This window comes from Anaerobiospirillum sp. NML120511 (genome assembly GCF_023050955.1).
Lineage (GTDB): Bacteria > Pseudomonadota > Gammaproteobacteria > Enterobacterales > Succinivibrionaceae > Anaerobiospirillum.
The window spans coordinates 140733-165375 of record NZ_JALKIK010000004.1 but is presented as its reverse complement, the minus strand read 5'-3'; the positions used below and the strand labels follow the sequence as shown (position 1 = coordinate 165375).

The following is a 24643-nucleotide window of genomic DNA, read 5'->3' as shown; positions in this document are numbered from 1 at the left end:
AAACAGGCATCAAAATCAGTGATGCCCAGATGAAATCGATAGACATGGAACCCATTGGGCCATTTCCTCTCTGGAACTATCGAATCAATGGTTTTAAAAGATCAATTTAATTGCTTACAGTTCCTTAGTTGTGTTGAAACCAAGTGGTCAAAATGACAGCGCCCCGGCCATTGGCCAGGGCGCTTGTAACCTGTCATCAGATCAGTGCAGCTGCATACTGCTGCTGACAGATGGTGTTATCAGTTGTTATCAGGATCGGCCTGATAGGAGGTCTGCCCATCGCGTGGCAGAGCAGTGGCCTGTTCCTGACCTTCAAGATTGCTGAAATCGATCTTCTGAATGCTGTCCTGGCCACTGTAGAAGCTGGCAGGCATTTCAAAGTCACCCTCAACAGACTTGAGCAGGCGGCCCTCAAAGACCAGAACCAGGTTGGCAATGTCAGGGCGGGTCCAGCCTCTGCGGTCATAATGCACGTAGTACCAGCGGCTGTTGTCAAAGGCATCAGTGAGCATTGGGGTACCCATAATGAAGCGTACCTGCTCGGCGGTCATGCCCTGACGGAGCTGATTGATGGCTTCCTGTTCAACGTAATTACCCTGCTTTAAATCGACACGGTAAGCACAGCCATTAACAGCAACGGCAGCCAGAGCAATAGCGCATACAGAGAAAATCTTGGTGCTCAGTTTCATGTTTTTTAAAAAAGCCCCTGGTTGAGATAAGCAGCCGGGACAGGCTCGCAGCCAGAGCGAGGTCTCCGGATAAATATGGCAGAACCTTGCTGCCCGTTGCCATGTCCTGTTGGGGCTGCCGATAAAGCTCCAGCCTTGCTGTCAGCTCCCTTGCAGCGCCTTTGGGGGACAAAAGCCGCTCTATTTTAACAAAAAGGCAAAAGATTTGACCAAGCTCCCTTGAAATTGCCCGTCCATGGCTCCATATAAACTGGAGGTACTTCCCGCCTGTGGCTGGAAGTTCTTTTTCCTGTCTGCAAACTGCTGGTTTTTCCTCAGCAGAGCAAAGACCGGGACAGCAAGTTCTGTCAGTACCGTCATAAGAGCGCATGTTCAGGCACAGACTGCAGCATAAGCAGCCATTGCAGGATACTGTTACTGTGACATTACTGGCACTAAAACATCAGCTGTCATACGGGGCTTGTGCTGAGGAAAAGGTAGCAGTCAGCCGCACGGTAAGCGCTCAGGTTATCTGTCCCTGTCAGGCTTGCATCTGCGGCATGTTTGAGCAGGCACACAGATGCTCGAAGCCAGAGCTTCCGGTATATTGGTTTTTGTAAGACAGATTCATGCAGGAACAAGCAGATGCAAGATTTTGAGAATAACAAGAGTGTTCAGGATGCCATTAATACTTTAGAAGGTGCTGCCGGCACTGCTCAGGATCAGGCAGACTACGCTGCCCGCAAGGCTCAGGAGTATGCCCGCGCCCAGGCTGAGGCAAATGGCATTCAGCAGCCACGTTTCAGCAAGGCTGCCGCTTTTAATGCCAATGGCGATCCTACTGATGAGAACGTCGTCAGCGAAGATGATATTGAAGATGATGACGATACTGATTACACCCAGGATGACTGCGATACTGTCGAGGCTCCCCCTGTAGGGGATGATGCTGCCGCCATTATCAGCGACCTTCAGGGTCAGATTGAGATCCTCAAGCAGACCGTTGCCTCAGAGCATGACAAGATGATTCGTGCTGTTGCCGAGGCTGACAACATCCGTAAGCGTGCTGCACAGGACATTGAGCGTGAGCGCAAGTATGCTCTTGAGAAGTTTGTAAACTCCCTCATGCCTGTATATGACGCTCTGGAGAAGGCTCTTGAGTACAGCGATCGTAACAATGAGGCTACAAAGGCTACCCTGGACGGTGTAGAGAACACCCTTGCCCTTTTCTTAAAGGAGATGCAGTCCTTTGGTGTAGATCAGGTTGATCCAACTGGCCAGCCTTTTGACCCTAACTTCCACCAGGCTGTTTCCATGGTGCCATCAGCAGACGTTCCAAATAACCATGTTCTGTCCACCATGCAAAAGGGCTTCACCCTCAATGGTCGTGTAGTGCGTCCAGCCATGGTGGTTGTAGCCAAGAACGGCTAATCAGTCATGTGTATGGCTGCACTGTCTGTGCAGCTGACGTGGCCGGTGACTGAGCTCTGGCCGCAGGAAAACGGACCCGGATTTGACCACTGGTCATCCGGGTTCTGTTTTTTTTCAGCGCCCCTGGGGCGCTGACTGTCGCAACGTTCTGCCGCACGTCACGCCCTTGCGCTTAAAGTACTCATAGCCAGTTATGGCCAGTCAACAGGGGCATATGGCCCATCTTCGTGTGGCTGTGCCGGGCATCATTCCTGGGAAGGTGTGGCTGTGCCTGGTAAGGCCTGGTCAGGTGTGATGGCAGAGGCTGTAAGGATGGGCGGGCGCAGAAGTGCCTGGCAGCGGTCGCATGGACAGGCAGGGGCAGGTGGGACTGGCCGGGGCGGCTGGGATAGGCGGGCGCAGATGGCCTGTTTAAGGGATTCAGGCGGAAAGGGCTTAAAAAATTAAAAAATTTTTGTGATCTGTACTTGAAAAAATTTGGGGCTAACCCCAATTGATTAAACAGTTAGAGATAAAGATTTTTTCAGAACCAGTGCACTGTGAGCCGGTAGCGACAAGCAAAGACTTACAGCCTGCGCACCAGGGGCTCTAACTAAATAAGATGCCTTTCTGACGAATAGAAAGGGCAGCAGTGCTCAGGCATTCAGTGAAGCAGAAAGATGTAAGACTTAACTGACTGCTCCTGGTTCAGATACAGATTAATCAGCGGAGATAAAATCATGGGAAAGATTATTGGTATTGACTTAGGTACTACTAACTCTTGCGTTTCTGTTTTAGATGGTGACAAGGTTCGCGTTCTTGAGAACTCTGAGGGCCGCCGTACAACCCCATCTATCGTAGCTTATGCTGACGACGGTGAGATTTTAGTAGGCGACGCCGCCAAGCGTCAGGCCGTTACCAATCCTGAAAAGACCTTATTTGCCATCAAGCGTTTAATTGGTCGTCGTTACGATGATGCTGAGGTCCAGCGCGACATCTCCATCATGCCATTCAAGATTGTCAAGGCTGACAATGGCGACGCCTGGGTTAACGTAAATGACAACAAGCTGGCTCCTCCACAGATTTCTGCTGAAGTCTTAAAGAAGATGAAGAAGACTGCCGAGGACATCCTGGGTGAGGAAGTTACCGAGGCCGTTATTACCTGCCCTGCCTACTTCAATGACTCCCAGCGTCAGGCTACCAAGGATGCCGGCCGAATTGCAGGTCTGGACGTAAAGCGTATCATCAACGAGCCTACCGCCGCTGCTATTGCCTACGGTGAGGACAAGGCCAAGGGCGAGCAGAAGATCGCTGTTTACGACCTTGGTGGTGGTACCTTCGATATTTCCATCATCGACATCGATGAGATCGACGGCGAGAAGACCTTCGAGGTTCTCTCTACCAACGGTGACACCCACCTTGGTGGTGAAGACTTCGACAACCGCATCATCAACTACCTGGTTGAAGAGTTCAAGAACCAGCAGAATGTTGACCTGCGTCAGGACCCACTGGCCATGCAGCGTTTAAAGGAAGCTGCTGAAAAGGCCAAGATTGAGCTGTCCTCTTCCCAGCAGACCGACGTTAACCTGCCATACATTACCGCAGACGCCTCTGGTCCTAAGCACATGAACCTCAAGATCACCCGTGCCAAGCTCGAGGCTCTGGTTGAGGATTTGGTAAACAAGACTCTGGACCCTGTAAAGACCGCTTTAAGCGATGCCGGTCTGTCAGTTTCCGAGGTTGACGACGTAATTCTGGTTGGTGGTCAGACCCGTATGCCAATGGTGCAGAAGCTGGTTGCTGACTTCTTTGGCAAGGAGCCACGTAAGGACGTAAACCCTGACGAAGCTGTTGCCATGGGCGCTGCCATTCAGGGTGGTGTACTCTCTGGTGCCAAGAATGACGTTCTTCTGCTGGACGTTACCCCATTATCCCTGGGTATTGAGACCCTGGGCGGCGTAATGACCACTCTGATTCCTAAGAACACCACCATTCCTGCTCAGAAGTCTCAGGTATTCTCCACCGCTGAGGATAACCAGCCTGCCGTAACCATTCACGTACTGCAGGGTGAGCGTAAGCGTGCCTCTGACAACAAGTCCCTGGGTCAGTTCAACCTTGAAGGTATTGAGCCAGCCCCACGTGGCAATCCACAGATCGAGGTAAGCTTCGACATCGACGCCGACGGCTTAATCCACGTATCTGCCAAGGACAAGAAGACTGGCAAGGAGCAGAAGATTACTATTCAGTCTTCCTCCGGTCTGTCTGAGGACGATATCGAGCGTATGGTCCGTGAGGCCGAGCAGCACTCTGCTGAGGACAAGAAGTTCGAGGAGCTGGCCGCTGCCCGCAACCGTGCTGACAACACTATTCACATGGCCCGCAAGGAGCTCAATGAGAAGAATGTCAGCGGCGACGACAAGGCTGAGGTCGAGCGTGCCATCAACGGTCTTGAACTGGCCGTACGTGGCGACAACAAGGATGAAATCGAGAGCTCCGAGAAGAAGGTTCTCGAGTCCTTACAGGCTATCCTGGCCAAGCAGCAGCAGGCTCAGGCCGGCGCAGGTGCCGCTGGTGCAGGTGCTTATCAGCAGGCCGACCAGGGTCAGCCACAGGGCTCCAAGCAGGATGACAATGTAGTCGATGCCGAGTTCGAAGAAGTTAAGGACGACAAGAAGTAATTTCTTGAAGTAATACCTGAAAGTAATCCTTAACCTTTACTTTCCTAATTGCCGTGGTTCAGTTATGCAGATGTACAGCTGAGCCCGGTAAAAACAGCAAGAAAACGGGCGGCCCGGGATGCCGGGCAGCTCTGAGCTAAGGCGGAAGGAGCCTGCTGATCTGCTCTGATAAATGTTCAGGGCCGGTTTTCAGCCGGTTCTCTCCGCTTTTTAGGCTTTAGGGCTCTGCTTGAGGCTGATGTCATCATCAGAACTCTAAAGCCTAATAATGCCCTACAATCAGATTTTTCACGCATTCAATCCTGAGCTGTCGGCAGTATCCGTATGAGCAGGGCGCAAGAGGCGCCTGAACAGGAGACAGAGCGTGTACCAGATTTAATCGAGATAAGCATGGCAACAAAGCGTGATTATTACGAGGTGCTGGGTGTAGCACGAAGCGCGACTGATGATGAGATCAAGCGTTCTTTCAAGCGCCTGGCAATGAAGTTCCATCCGGACCGTAACAAGGATCCGGATGCCGGTGACAAGTTCCGTGAGATCAACGAGGCCTATCAGGTATTAAGTGATCCTCAGAAGCGCTCTGCCTATGATGCTGGCGGCTTTGATGCTGTTAACAACAGCGGCGGTCCAGGCTTTGATCCATTTGGCGGCGGTGGTGCTGATTTTGGCGACATCTTTGAGACCATCTTCGGCAGTGCCATGGGTGGTGGTGGCGGCCGTCGTGCCCGTCGCCCATCAGGTCCGGTAAGAACCCGTGGCCGCGATCTGCGCATTATGGTTCCTCTTACCCTTGAAGAGGCTGTTAAGGGCCTGACCAAGGAGGTCAAGATCAATGCCCTTACTACCTGTCCTGACTGTCATGGTGAGGGTACCAAGGATCCTAAGAGCCGCAAGGAATGTCCTGTATGTCATGGTCAGGGCGTGGTTATCGGCCAGCAGGGCTTCTTCTCCATTCAGCGTACCTGTGACCACTGTCATGGCGAAGGTTATGTAGTTACTGACCCATGTAAGACCTGTAATGGTCAGGGCCGTATCAACAAGGCCCGTACCGTTAAGATCAATATTCCAGGCGGTCTGGATACCGGCCAGTCCGTAGTAGTTGAGGGAGAGGGCGAGTCCGGAACTCATGGCGGACCAAGCGGCGATTTAATCGCCGTTATCCAGGTTAAGGACCATGAGCTGTTCAAGCGTGACGGTGACAATCTCTACTGTGAGGTTCCAATCACTTTCACTACTGCAGCTCTGGGTGGCAAGGTCACCGTTCCTACCCTGGATGGCAAGCTGGCTATTACCGTTGAGCCAGGCACACAGACCGGTACTACTTACCGTCTGGCCGGCAAGGGTATCAAGGCAACCTACACCAACCGTACCCGTGGCAATCTGTACTGCACCGTTGTAGTAGAGACTCCGGTCAACCTCAACGACTACCAGAAGGATCTGCTGCACAAGCTTGAGCAGTCCTTTGAGGATGACGCCAAGGACGGCAAGGAAGAAGGCGGCAAGCACAAGCCAGGCAGCAGCCAGAAGCCAATGAGCGACTCCTTCATTGACAAGGTAGGCAAGTTCTTCAAGGACCTGGGCAAATAGTCCAGGGGGTGGCGGCAGCAAAAATCACCGCGCAGCCTGCGCAAGGCGCATCCTGCGCTGCTGCGTGCAGTGCTGACAGGCCTTTGCCTGTCAGCATGCTGCCCGCCACCTTTACCTTTGCTCAAGAGCAGACTTACTACGGCTCTTTAGCCGTGCTCATACGAAAAAAGCTCTGTTAGATGTCAGCCATCCAATAGAGCTTTTTCATTATCTGCCTGAACAATTTTCTACTCTGGACCTCCCCACCACTAAAGTGAGCTCTGGATGCAGAGGGCATTGCTAATCTCCCTGTCTGGAGCCTTGCGATTCTCCCTGTCTGGAGCCTTGCGATATGCGACCCTGCCTGACAGGGCATGCCTTACGGGGCAGTACGTCCGTTATGATGGCACGACATTCCAGGGCAGGTCTTATGGTGGGCACTGTGCCCGGGTTATGACCTTATGAGATAAAATGGCATATTTTAGCCATTTTTGCAGACAGTTAGGGGCATAACTTTAAGTGGCTCAGTACGGGCCATGCTATAATCATGAAGTTCCGCAGCATAACCCCGGGACGGGCTTCGGAATATCAGGTCCCTGAATTTCTTACACGCCTGCTGCTGTGCAATAGGCGTTTTTTGTTGTTATAAACCGCAGCTTATGGTTTTTCTCCAGAGCTTGCTCAGCTGCCGGCTGCAGCTGTCCTCATACAGAGCTGAGTGCACTTAATCTGTCCAAGACAGAGGCAAGTTCAGTTCAGCGGTCATCAGGACGGCCTCAGATGCGGCGCCACGGGCAGGGAGAGATGATTGCCAGCAATAAGCAGGCAAGGCCATCAGAGCCTCCTCAGTTGAGCTGGGCGGTTAAATTTTTGAGGTTAACATGGAACAGACACCAATGACTGCACGTGGCGAGCAGCTCTTACGCGATGAACTGGAGCGTCTTAAGACTCAGGAGCGTCCACGTATCACAGCTGCCATTGCTGAAGCACGCAGCCACGGTGATTTAAGTGAAAACGCCGAGTATGATGCTGCCAAGGAAGAGCAGGGTCTGTGCGAAGCCCGCATCAAGGATATTGAGTCCAAGCTGGCAACTGCCAACATTATCGACGTTACCAAGCTGGCCCACGGCGGTCCTTTAAAGGTTGTCTTTGGCTGCACAGTAACCCTTATTGACGTTGATACCGATGAGGAAATCACCTACAAGATCGTAGGCGAGGACGAGGCTGATATCGAGAACAATCTCATGTCCTACAAGACTCCTATTGCCAAGGGTCTGCTGGGCAAGGTTGAGGGCGACGAAGTTGCCATCAAGATTCCTAAGGGCACCGTAACCTACGAGGTTGCCGAGGTTAAGTACATCGCCTGATGCCCAGGTAATACCCCGCATCCCAGTACTTTACAGAGGTGAAACCGCTGCCACTGATACATGGCAGTGGCAGTGGTGCCCAGCAGCTTTCTGTGACCTGGCAGTGCCAGGTGGTCTGGGCAACCTTCTGTAACCTGGCAGTGCCAGGTAGCCAGGGCAACTTTCTGTAATCTGGCAGTGTCAGGTTGCCGGGGCAACTTTCTGTAACCTGCCTTTGGGGCAATAAAAAAAGCTTAGTCATGCTCATGACTAAGCTTTTTTTGATCCCGTGCCGGCACGCCTTGCAGTGCCTGGGATCGGGCAATGATTCATTATGCCGGATATCAGCGTGGCAGAATGAAACGGCTGTCATCCTTGCGCTGTCTGAACAGGATAGCGACACGGCCAACTACATTGATAAGCTGGGCGCCTACTGCATCAGCTGCCTGCTGAGCCTGTTCCTTGCGGCCATCGCCGGCGTTTAACTTGATCTTGATCAGTTCATGATGCTCAATGGAGCTGTCAATTTCCTTAATCACGTTCTCAGAAAGGCCGTCGTTACCGAGCATGACTACTGGATTCAAGGCATGAGCCTCAGCCTTTAAGAACTGACGCTGCTTTGCATTTAATGCCATATTTTCTAGATTCCTGGTTAATTTGTCAGGCCAAACCTGAACACAAACGCATATTGTAGCAAAATCACAGCCTGTGCGGCAGCTGCCTGTTCCTCAAATTTGCCCTGAATTTACGATGAATACGCCAGCATTCTCCGTGCTTTTGCCAGTCATATTCCCGTCGGGTACTGTTCACCTGATGGCATCGGTCCAGTAATAGATTTAAGCGTCCCGGTCAGCAGCCTGAGAAGGCGCACAAGAGTGACTCAGTGCGCCATGGCCTGATGACAGAGGCTGCCAGCAGTCCATACATTCAGGCCCGCAGGCAGGCCTGCCGGCCTGACGGCCTGTCGGTCTGCCAGCCTGCCGGGCCTGCACACTTGCAGGCAGTGCAGGCTATGGTGCCTTACATGGGATGATGCTCCAGGGCCGGGGATGGTGGCACTTGATTATTGGGCAGGTGGGCAGGGAGAATCTGAATATTTGCCGGTATAAGTGATTATTGGCTGTAAAAGTAAAATTTGCTCAAAACCGGTGTTTTTTGAGCAAAATTGGCGCAATTGCCAAACAATTTGCCGGAAAATCTTTATCAGAGATGTTTTTAAACTGATGTTTATGCTTAAAATTAAAGCGCAGTTTGCATAGGGTAATGTGATTATTGCCCCGAAATTGCTGCTGTATTTTTACATACTGACAGTTTACTGAAATTCACATGCAGGGCCCGGGATTAACACCAGGAATAATGCACAGCTTAATGTGCGGCTGTTTTGCTCAAGTTTATCTGCAGTGGGCGCCCTCCACTGTGCAAAATACAGATCGCATATGTATAATTGAACACTTTATTAAGTGTTATTGATGGCAGTATGGCTGCCTCACTGTTTCAGCTGGGAAGCTGATTGGGGAAATGGCTGATGCCGGTTCGTAAAAGAAGCGCCAGTTCTACTCGCTGGCTCAAAGAACATTTTGATGATCCCTATGTAAAAGAGGCCCACAAGCGCGGCCTGCGCTCCCGTGCAACTTTCAAGCTCGAGGAGCTCCAGAAAAAGGATCGTTTAATCAAGTATGGCAATATCGTAGTTGATCTCGGCGCCGCACCTGGCGGCTGGTCTGAGTTTGCCATCAAATGCGTAGGCGAAAGCGGCCGTATTGTGGCCTGCGATATTCTGCCTATGAGACCAATTCGCAATGTTGACTTTTTACAGGGCGACTTTCGCGATAATGAAGTTTTCAAAACTCTATATGGCATGATTGGCGAGGGTGCCGACGTGGTCCTTTCTGACATGGCTCCTAATATGTCAGGCAACAAGGCCATTGACCAGCCACGCTCGATGCTGCTGACCGAGCTGGCCCTTGATATGGCACGCCGCGTACTAAAGCCAGGCGGCAGTTTTGTCGTCAAGGTCTTTACCGGCTCAGGCTCTCAGGAGTTCCTGGCTGAACTTAAAAAGGACTTCACCACAGTAAGAGTGCGCAAGCCAGATGCTTCACGCGATCGCTCTTCAGAGGTCTATATGGTGGCCACCGGCTTTAAGGGCCATGAGCTCTCCGGCGTCGCCCCTGAGTTTGATGACGAAGACCTCTAAGTGAGCCGTTGCCTCGCGGCAGTAGCCGGCAGCGCGCGCGGTCAGCGCAGCCTGGGCGGCCCTGGCAGTTCTGCCACGCAGCGCGGCATGAGCAGGACGCCGCAGTGCGCCCCCAGCGCAGCAGTGCGCTGCAAGGCCCGCTGAGGTCATGTTCAGCTAAGTCTGCACAAAGGCAGACATAATATACTCACTGTTTTGCAGGGAAAACGTTTTACATGCGCCTGCAGGCCACAGGGCCTGACCCCTGACCGTTATCTGCAGACTCTGTGATGTCACTGCACGATACGGAAGTTTATCCACAGACCTGTTCGTAAGCAGCCGTTAAGAGCTGCAACCTGTTTGCTAAGTTACAGCAACAGAGTCTGACAACTGTATTTGGTTGATAAGGAATATGGCAGCCGCTGCTGACAGTCAGCGCGGAGCCGTAAATCACTGGTGTATTAGCCAGGGGCATAAGGACTGCCGGTCATGGCCGCTTTGCTGGGGCACATGATGGACAGATGCCTGTAGCCTGTTAATACACAACAACGAGGATGGAATGGCAAAGAACTTAATACTATGGCTGGTAATAGCGATCATTCTGATGTCGCTGTTTGAGTCTTTCAACAGCTCGGAGAACAATGGTCGCAGCATTGACTACACCAGCTTTGTCTCATCTGTACAGAATGACCAGGTGCAGGAAGTGGTCTTTGACGGTGCCGTCATTAATGGCCTCAAGCGCAACGGTGAGCAGTTCACCACCGTTATGCCTATCCATGACAGTGCTCTGCTGGATACTCTGTTAAATCACAATGTCCGTACCTCCGGCACCCGTCCTGAGGAGCCAAGCCTCCTGACATCCATCTTCATCTCATGGATGCCTATGATTATCCTCATTGGCGTGTGGATCTTCTTCATGCGTCAGATGCAGGGCGGTTCCAAGGGCAATCCTTTATCTTTTGGCAAGAGCAAGGCCAAGCTGCTTTCTGAAAGCCAGGTAAAGACCACCTTTGCTGATGTCGCCGGCTGCGATGAAGCCAAGGAAGACGTGGTTGAGATGGTGGACTTCCTGCGTGATCCTTCCAAGTATCAGAAGCTCGGTGGCCGTATTCCACGTGGCGTGCTGATGGTAGGTCCTCCAGGTACTGGTAAGACCCTTCTGGCCCGTGCCATTGCCGGCGAAGCCAAGGTTCCTTTCTTCTCCATCTCAGGTTCCGACTTTGTTGAAATGTTCGTAGGTGTGGGCGCCTCACGTGTACGTGACATGTTTGCCCAGGCCAAGAAGAACGCTCCATGTATCGTATTTATCGACGAAATTGACGCCGTAGGCCGTAAGAGAGGCGTAGGCGTAGGTGGCGGTCACGACGAACGTGAGCAGACCCTTAACCAGCTGCTCGTTGAAATGGACGGCTTTGAAGGATTTGAGGCTGTGATTGTTATCGCCGCCACCAACCGTCCTGACGTTCTGGACCCAGCTCTGCTCCGTCCGGGCCGTTTTGACCGTCAGGTAACCGTAGGTCTGCCTGATGTTCGTGGCCGTGAGCAGATCCTCAAGGTTCACATGAAAAAGGTTCCTCTGGCTGAAGATGTAGATGCCGCTCTTCTGGCCCGTGGTACTCCTGGTTTCTCCGGTGCTGAGCTGGCCAATCTGGTAAACGAAGCCGCTCTGGCTGCAGCACGCAGCAATCTGCGTACTGTAGGCATGATTCAGTTTGAGCAGGCCAAGGACAAGCTCTTAATGGGCGCTGAGCGCCGCAGCCTCATCATGAATGATCATGAAAAGGCCAATACCGCCTATCACGAGGCCGGTCACGCCATTGTAGGCAAGCTCGTACCTGACCATGACCCTGTTTACAAGGTTTCCATTATTCCTCGTGGTCGTGCTCTGGGTGTGACCTCATACCTGCCTGAGCAGGATCGCTACAGCCAGTCACGTCAGTATCTGCTCTCACGCATTTCCGCCCTGTTTGCAGGACGTATTGCCGAAGAGCTGGCTTTTGGTGAGGATGCCGTAACTACCGGTGCCTCCAACGATATCGAAAGAGCTACTGATATTGCCCGTCGCATGATCACCCGCTGGGGCTTCTCCAAGCGTCTGCCTCCAATGCAGTTTGATCAGGACCAGGATCAGTCTCAGTACCTGGGTGGCGGTCATGTTTCCACCATGCCGGTTTCTGACAAGACCACTCTCATCATTGATGAGGAAGTATCTGAAATCATCAATTTCTGCTATGACAGAGCCAAAACCATGCTTACTGAGAATCGCGATATTCTCGAGGCCATGAAGGACGCTCTGCTCAAGTATGAGACTATTGATGCCGACCAGATCGACGATCTCATGAACCGTCGTGAGTGCCGTCCACCAGCAGCCGATGACGAAACCCGTAAGAAGGGACGTGGTCGTGGCAGCAAGACTGGCAGCAAGTCAGACAAGGGCGATGAGTCCGGCTCTGACAGCTCCGGAAAGGCTGACAGCAAAGAGACCGATAAGGTTGACAGCAAGGAAGGCGATAAGTCCGAAGCAGACAGAAAGTCTGATGCTGAGAGTAAGGCTGATACCGCGGCTGCTGCCCCAGAGGCTGCGGACAGCAAGTCTGAGGACAAGGCTGAAGCAAAGGGCGATACTCAGGTTGAGGCCGATGCTGATAACAAGGCTGAGGCTAAGGTCGAAGAAGAGAGTTCAGCTCCAAAGCGTGGCTGGCCATTTAACACTCCAAGTGGCAACAAGTCAGACAAGGACGATAAGTAGTTTGTCCACAGCGTCCTGTCATTTACAGGAGCGCTGATTAACACAAGACCCGGAAGGCATGTGCTTTCCGGGTCTTCGCATATGTGGGGCAGATAATTCATGGTCCTGATGGCTTTAGAAACAGGCTCCAGTGCGGCACAGCCGGGACCGCAAGGCTCATCATGGGCCGCGCGGCACGGCGCCGCGCGTCATGGCGCTGCCGGCGCATGCTGTCCGGGCTGGCCTTGAAGGCTGACCTGAATGGACGGCTGTAGTATGTGCACTGTATTGGATACTTTGCTATGTCGCAATGCTTTTTGTGGGCAAATAGTGGGCAAAAGGCACCTGTCTGGAGCATAAAGTTTGAGCATTGTCTCAAGTGCACCAATGTATTTGCGTCATAATGCTCTTTATACAATATGATTAACTTGTACCTCTGTCTGCTCTGCAGGCCGGGTCAGGGTAACTGAACAGGCCGGTGCTGCTCAGCAATGATGCAGCTGCGGAAGTGTCAGGCAAACAGATATCAGCTCAAGCGGAGATCGTTTTTATGCAGTTACAACTTAAAGACACCAGTATTACACTGCGCAGCTCCATGATTATGGGCATTATTGACATAAGTCATAAAAACCCTCTGTCTCTTGATGAGATTGTCGAAATCGCAGATGAGTACAAGGACTCTGGTGCTGCTTTCATCGAGTTAAGCGTAGACAAGTACACTGAGCACAGCTGTTCGGAGTTTGAGGAGACTGATATCCTCTGCGGTGCCCTTGAGGCCCTCAAGGACTGTGAGCTTATCGTCGGCGTTTATACCAGCCGTCCTGAGGTGATGAGAAAGGCTGCCGACTGCGGTGCACAGTTTGTAGTCGACCCTGATGCCCTGCGTCAGCCCGGCGCCATTGAAGTCATTGCTCAGACCGGTATGGCTGCAGGTCTGCTTTACGATCAGAAATGCTGCTTTAGTGAAAATGACGACGATGTTGACCCATGTGCCGTAGTCTCTGAGTTCTTCTACGAGCGCCTTGATGCCTGCATGAATGCTCATATTGACCGTCAGAAGATCTTTATTGACCCTATGATTGGTATCAACACTTCAGTTGATTACCGCCTCAAGCTTTTCGGCCGCCTCAAGACTTTCAACAGCTTTGGCCTGCCGCTGAGCTGCTCTCTGCCACGCATGGTTACTGACGATGGTTATGCCAATGAGCAGAGTATGTCCATTGTTACTGCTGTGGCTCTCTTTGCCGAGCAGCAGGGCATGCGCATTATCCGCACCCACAAGGTCTACGATATTGCCCTTGCCATCAACAGCTGGCACGCTCTTCATCAAAGTGCCCGCCCATTCAAGCTGACCCGCGCCATAGGTGAAAAACTCAAAAACCTGGCAAATCGCCGTCGCCAGCAGTAGTCTGCTGCTGCCCGACTCTCCTGCAGCTTCAGCGCAGGCCGTCGCCAGCAGTAGTTTGCTGCTGCCTGACTCTCCTGCAGCTTCAGCCCGGGCCGTCGCCTGCTGCTGCCACAGGCAGCAGACACGCTGAGAATGCATGGCGGGGCTGAGTTCCTGGGGGGCGGTAATCGCATGCTGTGCCATGGGTGTGCACTGCGTGCCCTTTGCATGATTTTGTTTTGCATAACAATGCCCGTAAAGAGCCACTCTTTGCGGGTTTTATTTTTTGGAAGTGTCAAAGGGATTTGCAGTGCGTGCAAGTGGTGTACAATCTTGGGTGCCTGAATTTTGCCCCTGAGCGCCTGTCAGGCTGCCCCAGTGCAGCCGGTGCCGTACACGCCTTGCTTAGGCTGTGGGGTAATATTCACTTAACAGCACGATGCCGTGCCGCATTATGGTTTTGTCTAAACCAGACCCGGTCTGAAGCGGGTAACGGGGCTGAAATCTTATCTGCCATATGGACTTGCAATGAGGTCCTTTCGGCAGCAATACGGAAAACAGACAGGGCGGGTTAGCCTGAAACGCAGAGCAGAGGACGCACGATGACGACATCTATCAAGCGCAAGTATTTCGGAACCGACGGTGTTAGAGGCCGTGTTGGTCAGTTTCCTATCACTCCTGACTTTGTGATGAAGCTGGGCATGGCTGCAGGCAAGGTACTGTTAAAGAATGATCAGGGCCGTGTCATTATCGGTAAGGATACCCGTCTGTCCGGTTATATGCTTGAGGCGGCTCTGGAGGCCGGTTTCAGTGCCTCAGGTGTCTCCACCGTGCTGCTGGGCCCTATGCCTACCCCGGCTGTCTCCTATCTGACCAGAGCTTTCCGTGCCGACCTGGGCGTGGTTATTTCTGCCTCCCATAACCCTTTTTATGACAATGGCATCAAGTTTTTCTCAAGCGAGGGCACCAAGCTGCCCGATGAGGTAGAGTCTGCCATTGAAGAGGCCCTTGAACATGAGGTACAGATGGCTGAGCCTGCCTCTTTTGGCCGTGCTTACCGCCAGAATGATGCCCCGGGCCGTTATGTGGAGTTCTGCAAGTCCACCTTCGATACTCACATGAATCTCGATGGCCTTAACATAGTGCTCGACTGTGCCAATGGCGCTACCTATCATGTGGCTCCGCTGGTATTCAGGGAACTGGGCGCCAACGTTCACTGCATCGGCATCTCACCTGACGGCATCAATATCAATGATGGCGTAGGATCCACTCACATTGGCCACCTCGCTGAAAAGGTCCTGGCTCAGAAAGCAGACCTTGGTATTGCATTTGACGGTGATGGTGACCGCGTGATGATGGTCGACCGTCATGGCCGTATTCTCGATGGTGACGCTCTGCTGTACATCATTGCCCGTGAGCGTGCTATCCGTGGACGCATGATGGGCGGCGTTGTCGGTACTCAGATGTCCAACCTGGGCTTTGAGCTGGCCTTAAAGCGCCATGGCATCGACTTTACCCGTACTGCCGTAGGTGACCGTTATGTAATGGAAGAGCTGATCAAGCGCTCATGGCGCCTTGGCGGTGAGAACAGCGGTCATATTATCTGCCTTGATTACACCTCCACCGGTGACGGCATCATCTCAGCTCTGCAGGTACTCAAGGCCTGTATCCGTCAGGGCCGTACCCTTGATGAGATGTGTGATGATCTGGTCATGTTCCCTCAGGAGCTTATCAACATCCGCCTCAGCACCTCTTTTGATGCCCTTAATGATGACAAGGTCAAGGCCGAAGTACGTGCCGTTGAGGAAGTGCTCAAGGACAAGGGCCGTGTACTGCTGCGCAAGAGCGGCACCGAGCCTCTTATCCGCGTCATGGTTGAAGGCGAGGACAGCACCGAGGTCCACAACATGGCCGTACGTATCGCCGACTGCATCCGCGCCCAGACCGAGTCCTGATTCGGCCGAACTGCAGTGGCCGGGCGGCCACCGCAGCCAGTGCAAAGACAAAACCCCGCAAGTTGCGGGGTTTTGTCTTTGCTGGGAAACCAGTTGAGCCTGGGGCCACTGCAGGGACTGAGCCATTAGCGACTGTGACATGGCTCTGGCAGGGGCTCTGGCCTTGCAGGTGCAGCCTGTGGACAGGCTGCATGGCGGCGCTGCATTCATTGCCGGAGCTTGAGGTACCTGTGATGGAGGGGCCGGGCTGCCGGACCGGCCGGCGGGGCCGTAAAAGCTGATAAATTTAAGGGCGAATCTTATTAGGTCTTGATAAAGTCAGCCGTGACGGGTATGATCCCACAGCTAAAATTGTCCATTTTGTGATTAATGGTTTTGCTATGTACGAAATTGTCATTGTATTACTCCTTTTAGTTTCTATTGCCATTGTTGCCCTGATTCTGGTGCAGCAGGGCAAGGGCGCAGGCATGGGCGCCTCTTTCGGTGCTGGTGCTGCCAATACCGTTTTCGGCTCAGCCGGCTCAGGCAACTTCCTGACCCGCTCCACATGGATTCTGGCCCTTATTTTCTTTGGCCTGTGCCTTTTCATCGGCTGGTTACAGAAGCAGAACACCAACGAGGCCGGTGACTTTACCAATATTGAAGCCGCAGCCACTGAGACTGTAGAGCAGTCCCCAGAAGACGTTCCTTCTCTGGGTGATGTTCCAACCCTGGGTACCTCTGACAGTGATGTTCCAGCTGTTGACGGTGCTGAGCAGGCCGGTGCCGACGCTGACGGTGCAGCTGTTGCTGATGACGCTGCTGCCGCTGAGGGCGAGGCTGCTGACCAGGGCGACAAGGCTGCCGCTGAGGGTGACAAGAAAGACTCTGCCACTACTGAGGAAGTAAAGGATGCAGCTGAGGCCGCCAACGAAGAGGCTGCCGAGACCGACGCTGAAGTCAAGGAAGCTGTAGAGAGCTCCAACAACAAGTAATCCGACCACCACGGTATCGGTGATCCGGCTGACAGTACGTAGCTAACAGCCAGTGCCGGATGCCAGAACCAGAGGTCACACCAGTCGCAGTCATAATCTGAACTGCGATGAAAAAAAGGGAGTCCCGCATGCGGGGCTCCCTTTTTTCATCCTGTCAGAGGTGAGCCTCACTGCCGCCTGCCTGTTATGCACTGTCCACTGTAGTACGCACCGTGCTGGCAGCAATCATCGCTGCCTTACTATCATCCTATGCCTGATGCCGCTCATCTGAGCCCGCCTGATTGAGCTCATCTGAGGCTTCCCTGTGGGACACATATAAGGGAGCTGATGGGCCGCATCAGCGGCAGTTTGTTTGAGGCGTTTCAGCTGTGGTCTGTGCTGAGTCTGCGGGTTTATCTTGTGGTAAAGCGGTAAAAGTGTGAGGGGGTAATGACTTCATCAAGGGGCATGTCCCATTCCTGACTTTCAAGGTCTTCTACGAGCTGAAAGTCATGGGCAAGGCCCAGCTTGAGGCATTGCGTCCTGATGCGCTTGAGCATGCGGTCATAGTAGCCGCCACCCATGCCAAGGCGATCGCCTTTTTTATTAAAGCCCACCAGCGGCACCAGCATGACCTCAATCTCCTCAGGCATTACCTGACGGGCGGTCCTGCTGTCAGGCTCCAGGATTTTAAAGCTGTTACGGATAAGCTCGCTGTCGCTGTCGTAATGGTAGAACTCCATCAGACCTTTTTCCTGAGGGTGAACTACCGGCAGAGCCATGCTGTGGCCCATATCGCGCAGCATGTGATTGATTGAGACCGTGTCTATCTCGCCTGCAAAGCTCATATAAGAGGCAATGATACGAGGCTGCTGCAGAGCCGGATGGCGCAGCAGTTCTTCCTGAATCACAGCTGAACTTAGCTGTACTTCAACCTCACTGAGCTCACGGCGGTGAGCAATAATCTGAGCACGCTTGATGCGGCGCCACTCTTTGTATGCACTTACTTCATCAGACATGAATGTTTCCCTGTCTCAACTTTAATGCCTCGCAATAAGCACAGCCACCATCAGCCCGGTCCAGCTCCTCATGGGGCATGCCCGATTGGCGAGGGTAAGACTGCCTGAAGTAGCTGTTTTCAGCGCTGAGCCGCTGCAGCGTCATTATAAGTCATGGCCTGCAACGGCCCAACATGATGCGTAAAGCAGGGTATCAGGCGCCTGATGCCTGTGACGGCCTGGTGTATGCGGCACGCATCAGTCAGATCTGACATGGACAGGCAGGAGATAGCTGATATCAGTGAGTGATAGTAAGCCGGGCAGCGGCTGTGAGATTGTCAGCCGGGCAGCTGCGCACCATGGTAACAGTGCTGGAACGTGGCTGTTGACCGGGTATAGCTGAGACGATACCTGTGACAGGGGCTTTGAGCATGCCTGTGAGGGAACTGTTGCTGGCTTTATCCTGGGAAGGCTGCAGCGGCTCTGTATTTGGCAGGTGGGGGCGGGCTATGTCTGTGACCGAGTGTAGGGGCTTTGTCTGGGGCCGAATGTGGCGGGATGTGTCTGGCTATGGCGAGCTGTGTCTTGGGGCAAATGTGGGGGCTTCGTCTGGTGGCAGCTGTAGCAGGCTGTGACTGGGGCGGCTGTGGCGGGCGTGTCTGGGGCGTGCAGGAGGGCAGGCGGCACTATTAGCAGTGCCGTGGGATTATGAGTCGATGTTGTTGAGGTTGCGCTTGATGCGGTGAATGAGCTGCATGGCCTGCTCCTGAAAAGGAGTGGAGGTTCCAAGGTAGCGCTGAAGCTGGCTCTGGCTTTCAATGGCTGCAATAATGGAGGCCTGCTGTGGAGTCAGGCTTGGATTATCACGCAGGATTTTGGCAGTGATTTCCTGGATTTTGCCCACTGCACGCTGCAGAGAGTCAGCCTGACTCTTATGGCAGCGCAGAGTGAAACTCTCACCCAGAAGAGAAACCACTACTGTCTTAATCTCGTCTTTATCCATTTTGAGGCAACTTCAGAGAAATCAAAATCAATTAAAAAACAATCTGGCACACATACGTCCCGGAAGGATGTCAAGACGCTTTCCATTCCGGTAAGTTTAAGGCAGGAAGTCCTGGCTTTGCTCCACAGGCAGACTCCGGATCTTCAATTGTGCAGGGACATTATCTGACAGTCATCAGGATCTTGCTGTATGCAATTACTCCACTGCCATTTTGCAGCCCTGAGGACAGCCTCAGAGTGATGAGCTGTTACATTCTAACATTCACTGTGATTTTCTGGCCGTGGACAGCGAAAAAAGCACGTAACACAAACAAAGCACTTAACAAAAAACAAGGCATGGCATATTAAGCTGTGCCTGGAGCTTAATGCTGACTGAACACCTTACTGTCTGCCTTATTGCATGGCATGTATCAGCTTTTTGTTTCAGTGCACAGGCCTGTGATGAGCACAGAGCTGCCCGGGCCTGTTCCTGATGTCCTGCACAAGACCATATAAGGGGACATACACAGCTGTTTGTCTGATACAGACTGTCCTTATGTCAGTAACGGACGCTTATGCTATCAAACGGTGACCATTTGTGCACGTACAATTCGCTATTTTACCGATTTTTTTGGACCTGTGCCCGTAATATTCTTATGGCCTATGGCATAATTATGGGCTTATCGCTTTTTCCTGCTGAACAAAGCCCTCCATCTGAGCAGAAGGCACACGCCACTGCTTCTGTCTTAACGCTGTGCAGCTGACACTCCTGAGCCTCCAGATTCAAATCGGCCCGCTGTGCTGTTTGTACTGTTACATGGATGTACGACGCATGAGACGCTTTAAGTCCATGCATTCAGATATTCTGGCGCAGACAGAAAACTCATCCTGCAGACCTTACTTGGCAGGATGCAGTTTAAATCAGATTACAGAGCTTTTTCACACCTGAAACTGCCACTCATGACCGGCATCTCCAAAAGAGATTCATTATGGTCACACCGTCAGGGGCAGAATCAGGTTTGCCAGCCAGCTGTCATCAGCTAAACCTGAGCTCATCAGGTTGCTCAGTGCGGTCAGGCAATTTACCCTGGAAAGGACATCTGATATCTGTTTCCCAGGGATTTCTTTCAGATAACACCTGAAAACAGCAGAAAGTAAGGACAGCCAGAGCCACAGAGCCTGGCATCAGCCGGCAGTGAGCTGGTCTTCGTGATCACAGAGCAGGTCTGCCTGAGCAGACATTATGTCTGCATGATTAGAGGCAGGTCTGCCTGAGCAGATATCATGTCTGCGTGAGCAGACAGCTTGACATTGGCATTGACTGCACAGGCACTGCTCAGCTGCGGACAAAAGCAGCTGTTTATCAGAGCCCGGGTGCACAGCACGCGCTGATGGCTTGCCAGATCCGGCATGGGCCTGAAATGAAAACAGGCCGACAGAGCGATACAGATAATTTGCAACGCACCAAGAAGGGATTCTTTAATATGCAGAAAAAGGCAGGTATGGGACGCTCAGGCAAAGGAAGCCGCAACAGTTCTTCAGAGCGCTCCTCAGCTCGTGGTGGTATGGACAGTGCCAGCAGCTGGCGTGATGCTTCATCTTCACGCAGCTCCATGAGCAGCCGCCCTGGTTCCATGGGAGGCCGTAATGGCGCTCATGGTGGTCGCTCCGGCTCAGAAAGCCGCTTTGGCAAGGACAGTGAGCGTGGAAGCCGCTCCTTTGCTGAGCAAAAGACCAGAGAGCGTGCAGAAGCCGCCCGCCGCAATGAAAAAGCCCGCATCGCAGCTGCGGTAAAAGGCAGTGACAGCGAGCGTGTCAGCGGCGTCAAATTACACAAATTACTGGCCAATGCCGGTATCGGCTCCCGCCGTTCCCTCGAGTCCATGATCGAAGAGGGGCTGGTTGAGGTAAATGGCAAGGTGGTCAACCTGGGCTTTCGTACCGATGATGAAAACATCACGGTCAAGATCAACGGCCGCATTGTCTACTCTCCAAAGAGCCGCCGTCTGGAAAACCGCTGCCTCATGTACTACAAGCCTGAGGGCGAAATTTCCTCACTGTCTGATCCTCAGAACCGTCCTACCGTATTTGACCATCTGCCACGTCTTGAAATTGGCAAATGGATCAATGTAGGCCGTCTGGATCTCAATACCTCCGGTCTGCTGCTGTTCACCACTGATGGCGATCTGGCTCATGCTCTGATGCACCCTCGCTATGGTATCGAGCGTGTCTATGCCGTACGTGTTTATGGCGATGTCAGCGAAGAGCAGCTTGAGCAGCTGCGCAATGGTGTGCTGCTTGAGGATGGTATTGGCAAGTTTGATTCTATTGAGTACCGTGGCGGTGATAACCGTAACCACTGGTTCCATGTTTCCCTGCGCGAGGGTCGTAACCGTGAGGTGCGCCGTCTGTGGGAGGCTGTAGGCCTGCAGGTCAGCCGTCTTATCAGAATTTCCTATGCCGGCTTTGACCTTGATCCCCGTATGAAGTCAGGTCAGTTCCGTGAACTGACCCTGTCAGAGGTTAACAAGCTGCGCTCCAAGGCTCACCTGCCAGCTCTGTCTCCAGAGGAGTATGCAACTACCCCGCTAAAGGTATCTGCAAGCCTCAACCGTCAGCGTAAGAATGTCTCAGCCCGTCCAAAGGACAATGCCGAGGATCGCAGCCGTGAGGGTCGTGAGGACAGGAAAGGACTGTCCGGACGTACAGGCACATCCTATGGTCGCGCTGCTTTCAAGGAAAAGAAGGGCTTTAAGGTTTCCTACTCCAGGGGCTCATCAGGCAAGTCAGGGGCAGGCAAGGGCTCAGCACGCGACAGCAAGGGCCGTCGTGACAGCAAGGGCCGTGGCCGTCGCTAAGTTCTGACGCCTGGTCAGGGCAGTGCTGCAGGCTGATACCTGCTGCCTGCCATGTCGTTGCCAGCATGCGGCCCTGGCATTTATCCCTGGCGGGCATGGCGGGAGCGCAGGCCTGGGGAAACCAGGTTTGAGCTCATTTTGGGCTGATATTCTGATTTTTACGGGGCCCTTCCCTATGTTCAGGAAAGGGCCCCAAACATATGCGGCAAATGGCTGCATGACATGGCTGTAACAACAGGATGTTATGATGACTTTATGGCCGCAAAACAGGCGCTGTTGTTCTGTAACTGCAAATGGCTTAAGCCTCAGTTATGATACAGTCCTGATGGTAATTCATATACGGCAGCAGGGCATCTTAAGTGCCCGGTCTGTCAGGTGGCGGAGCTGCTCTGTGACAACAGGGCGATATCTGAGCTTTCAGTAATGAGGCTGACTGAGGTTCTGCCGGTTAACAATCTGCACAAGTGGAATTTGTTTTCAGTCACCGAAAACAGCATGGGGATGTCAGGCGTCAGTCTTACATGACCGCTTACAGCTGCAGTATTCATCTGCCGACTGTTGTGCTGCTTCGGGCCCTGCAAATGTCTTTTGCAGTACTGATGCCGGGCTGACTGCTTTTTTAAGGTAAAAAATATTATGGATCCTACGGCAGTGCATCAGGTCATGTTCGATATGGCCTGGGTGTCTGATCCTACCGCCTGGATGGGTCTTTTGACCCTGGTCGTCATCGAAATTGTCCTGGGCATTGATAACCTCGTCTTCATCGCCATTCTGACAGCCAAGCTGCCAGAAAAGCAAAGAGACATGGCCCGTTACATCGGTCTTGCCGGTGCGCTGGGTATTCGTCTTATCATGCTGGCCTGTATCTCGCTCATTGTGAACATGATTGAACCTCTGTTCTATATAGGTTCCAAGGGCATTACAGGACGAGACATCATTCTCTTTATTGGTGGTGTGTTCCTGCTTTACAAAGCTGTACATGAACTGCACTCCAAGCTCGAAGGCTTTGATGAAGAGCTGTCCGTATCCAAGGCTGCAGGTTCTGCCATGTATCTGGTAATTCTGCAGATCATGGTGCTCGACGCCGTCTTCTCCCTGGACTCCATTATTACCGCCGTAGGTATGGTCGACCACGTCTTCATCATGATGTTTGCCGTGATCATTGCCATGACTGTCATGACCATGGCATCACGCTTCATTACCGAATTTGTCGCGCACCATCCAACTCTGGTTATTCTCTGTCTGGGCTTCCTGCTGCTTATCGGCTTCAGCCTGATTGTTGAGTCGCTGGGCTTCCACGTTCCTAAGGGCTACCTCTACGCCGCCATCGGCTTCTCTATCCTCATGGAGATTTTCAATCAGATTGCCCGCAAGAACACCCTCAATCTTGGTGAGGGTAACAGCAAGATCTCCATGCAGAGCCGTGAGATTGCTGCCAACCTGGTATTAAGACTGCTCGGTTCCAACCAGAATCAGGTGCATACCTTAAAGGAAGCCATTGTTTCCCGTACCGGATCCCAGGTCTTTAACAATACCGAAAAGGAAATGGTATCCCGCGTTCTGCAGATCAGCTCCCTGCCGGTAAAGGCTGTAATGACTGCCCGTACTGATGTGAATGCTATCGATATTTCCGACAATATTGATACCATCATCAATGAGCTCAAGACCATGCCAAGCTCCCGCCTGGTAGCTTACAAGGACAGCCAGCGTGATGTACCGCTGGGCTATCTCAAGCGCGATGAGATCCTGGCTACCCGTCTGTTCATGGCCACCGGTGACGTGGTGCTGTCAAGCCGTCAGAGCATTACCTCTGAGGCTCAGGAGGCTGCCCGCAATATAGCTGCTGACCGTGAGCATGCCGACAGCCGCTCCCTGCTGGAAAGCAAGATTCGCGAGCCTCTGTACCTGCCGGAAACCATTTCAGTTACCAAGGCTCTTGAGGAGTTCCGCCGCTCCAAGAAAAACTTTGCTTTCGTATTTGACGAGTTTGGCAACTTCGAGGGTATTGTGACCCTTCATGACATCATGGAGGAGATTGCAGGTGAGCTGCCTGATCAGAGCGAAATCCCTGAGCTGGTATGCACAAGCCCTGGCATTTACAAGATTGATGGTGGCGCTATCCTCAAGGACGTCTCCCGCATTACCGGCTTTAATGTTCCTATTTCAGAGAACTATCACACCATGGCCGGCTTCATTCTTGATTATCTCCAGCGTGTACCTGAGGCAGGTGAGGTTATCTCTCTTACCAAGTGGAAGCTGGAAATACTCAAGGTTGATGAAAATGCCATTGAGAGCGTCATGCTGGTAAACATAGCCAAAGCACGGGAAAATGAGAAAAACCGCGCAGCCGCTCAAGGTGCAGCTGCCACAGGCGCATCTGCCCAAGGCACTGGCCCCTCCGCCACTGGCACCGCCCACACTGGTGATGCCCAGGCTGCAGCCAAAGCACAGCAGAGCGCTACCGGCAAGTAGCAAAGGCATGCCTCATTTCATCTGACATCAAGCCCTGCAGCTCTGAGGCAAAGCCATGGAGCTGTCAGTGCTTAAGGCTGTTGTAATCAGCCTGGTAAAGCCCGGATTTATCCGGGCTTTGCTGTTTCTGGGCTAAATTGATTAAATCTGATCTCCTTACTGTATTTTTATACATTAAATATTATCAATGCATTCAATCCGTAATGAGCATTAACAGTTTCGTTGTCTCCAGGGACTTTGAGATTAGTCTGTCAGGTAAGTGAAAGGCAAGAAAATGCATCAGAGGCAGGACGACAGGCAGCATGGGGTTGTGCACAGAGACATGGATTTGGAGGCTGGGACCGTGCGTATGACGTCTTACCAATGCCTTTGATTGGCGTTTATGGGTTGATGGGGTTAATGGGGATGGGGTTGATGGGTTGATGAGGTTGGTGGTGGTGATGGGGCAGGAGGTTGGCGCCTCCTTCACA

13 protein-coding genes and 2 pseudogenes are annotated in these 24643 nt (G+C 52.6%); 11 read left to right on the top strand and 4 right to left on the bottom strand.

Going from position 1 to position 24643, the window contains the following annotated elements:
* Positions 1-239 precede the first annotated feature (239 nt).
* Positions 240-689 (bottom strand): outer membrane protein assembly factor BamE, encoded by a 450-nt coding sequence (gene bamE / locus MXE39_RS02250; RefSeq protein WP_246976594.1) that lies wholly within the window; start codon positions 687-689, stop codon positions 240-242.
* 624 nt (positions 690-1313) lie between these two features.
* Here bamE and grpE point away from each other — a divergent pair.
* The 4 genes from grpE (at position 1314) to greA (ending at position 7686) form a co-directional block, all read left to right on the top strand.
* Entirely contained in the window at positions 1314-2096 is a 783-nt protein-coding gene (gene grpE / locus MXE39_RS02245) for a nucleotide exchange factor GrpE (protein ID WP_246976597.1), read from the top strand.
* A 719-nt stretch (positions 2097-2815) separates the two neighbouring features.
* Complete coding sequence (dnaK, locus tag MXE39_RS02240; protein ID WP_246976600.1) at positions 2816-4753, top strand: molecular chaperone DnaK; 1938 nt, start codon at positions 2816-2818, stop codon at positions 4751-4753.
* A gap of 390 nt (positions 4754-5143) precedes the next feature.
* Positions 5144-6340: a molecular chaperone DnaJ gene (gene dnaJ, locus MXE39_RS02235; RefSeq protein WP_246976603.1), complete on the top strand. Its 1197-nt coding sequence runs from the start codon at positions 5144-5146 to the stop codon at positions 6338-6340.
* An 860-nt stretch (positions 6341-7200) separates the two neighbouring features.
* Positions 7201-7686, top strand: a complete 486-nt coding sequence (gene greA / locus MXE39_RS02230; protein ID WP_246976606.1) for a transcription elongation factor GreA — start codon at positions 7201-7203, stop codon at positions 7684-7686.
* A 323-nt stretch (positions 7687-8009) separates the two neighbouring features.
* Here the strand turns inward: greA and yhbY are convergent, their stop codons facing one another.
* The gene (yhbY, locus tag MXE39_RS02225; protein ID WP_246976609.1) at positions 8010-8300 is read right to left on the bottom strand and encodes a ribosome assembly RNA-binding protein YhbY; all 291 of its coding nucleotides are present in this window, start codon (positions 8298-8300) and stop codon (positions 8010-8012) included.
* Positions 8301-9190: 890 nt separating this feature from the next.
* Here yhbY and rlmE point away from each other — a divergent pair.
* The 5 genes and pseudogenes from rlmE to secG form a co-directional block, all read left to right on the top strand.
* Entirely contained in the window at positions 9191-9862 is a 672-nt protein-coding gene (rlmE, locus tag MXE39_RS02220) for a 23S rRNA (uridine(2552)-2'-O)-methyltransferase RlmE (protein ID WP_246976612.1), read from the top strand.
* 538 nt (positions 9863-10400) lie between these two features.
* A pseudogene (gene ftsH / locus MXE39_RS02215) lies at positions 10401-12395 on the top strand (ATP-dependent zinc metalloprotease FtsH); the annotation flags it as partial.
* A 724-nt stretch (positions 12396-13119) separates the two neighbouring features.
* Positions 13120-13977, top strand: a complete 858-nt coding sequence (locus tag MXE39_RS02210; protein ID WP_246976618.1) for a dihydropteroate synthase — start codon at positions 13120-13122, stop codon at positions 13975-13977.
* Between the two features lie 593 nt (positions 13978-14570).
* Positions 14571-15911 (top strand): phosphoglucosamine mutase, encoded by a 1341-nt coding sequence (gene glmM / locus MXE39_RS02205; protein ID WP_246976844.1) that lies wholly within the window; start codon positions 14571-14573, stop codon positions 15909-15911.
* Between the two features lie 380 nt (positions 15912-16291).
* Positions 16292-16585: pseudogene (gene secG, locus MXE39_RS02200) on the top strand (preprotein translocase subunit SecG); the annotation flags it as partial.
* 692 nt (positions 16586-17277) lie between these two features.
* On the opposite strand, the gene MXE39_RS02195 reads toward secG, so the two are convergent.
* Together MXE39_RS02195 and zapA are read right to left on the bottom strand one after the other, a co-directional pair.
* Entirely contained in the window at positions 17278-17883 is a 606-nt protein-coding gene (locus MXE39_RS02195; protein ID WP_246976621.1) for a 5-formyltetrahydrofolate cyclo-ligase, read from the bottom strand.
* Positions 17884-18568: 685 nt separating this feature from the next.
* The gene (zapA, locus tag MXE39_RS02190) at positions 18569-18865 is read right to left on the bottom strand and encodes a cell division protein ZapA (protein ID WP_246976624.1); all 297 of its coding nucleotides are present in this window, start codon (positions 18863-18865) and stop codon (positions 18569-18571) included.
* Between the two features lie 1432 nt (positions 18866-20297).
* Between zapA and rluB the strand changes: the two genes are divergently transcribed.
* Together rluB and MXE39_RS02180 are read left to right on the top strand one after the other, a co-directional pair.
* Entirely contained in the window at positions 20298-21701 is a 1404-nt protein-coding gene (gene rluB, locus MXE39_RS02185; protein ID WP_247073743.1) for a 23S rRNA pseudouridine(2605) synthase RluB, read from the top strand.
* Positions 21702-22337: 636 nt separating this feature from the next.
* Positions 22338-24173: a transporter associated domain-containing protein gene (locus MXE39_RS02180; protein WP_246976630.1), complete on the top strand. Its 1836-nt coding sequence runs from the start codon at positions 22338-22340 to the stop codon at positions 24171-24173.
* Positions 24174-24643 lie beyond the last annotated feature (470 nt).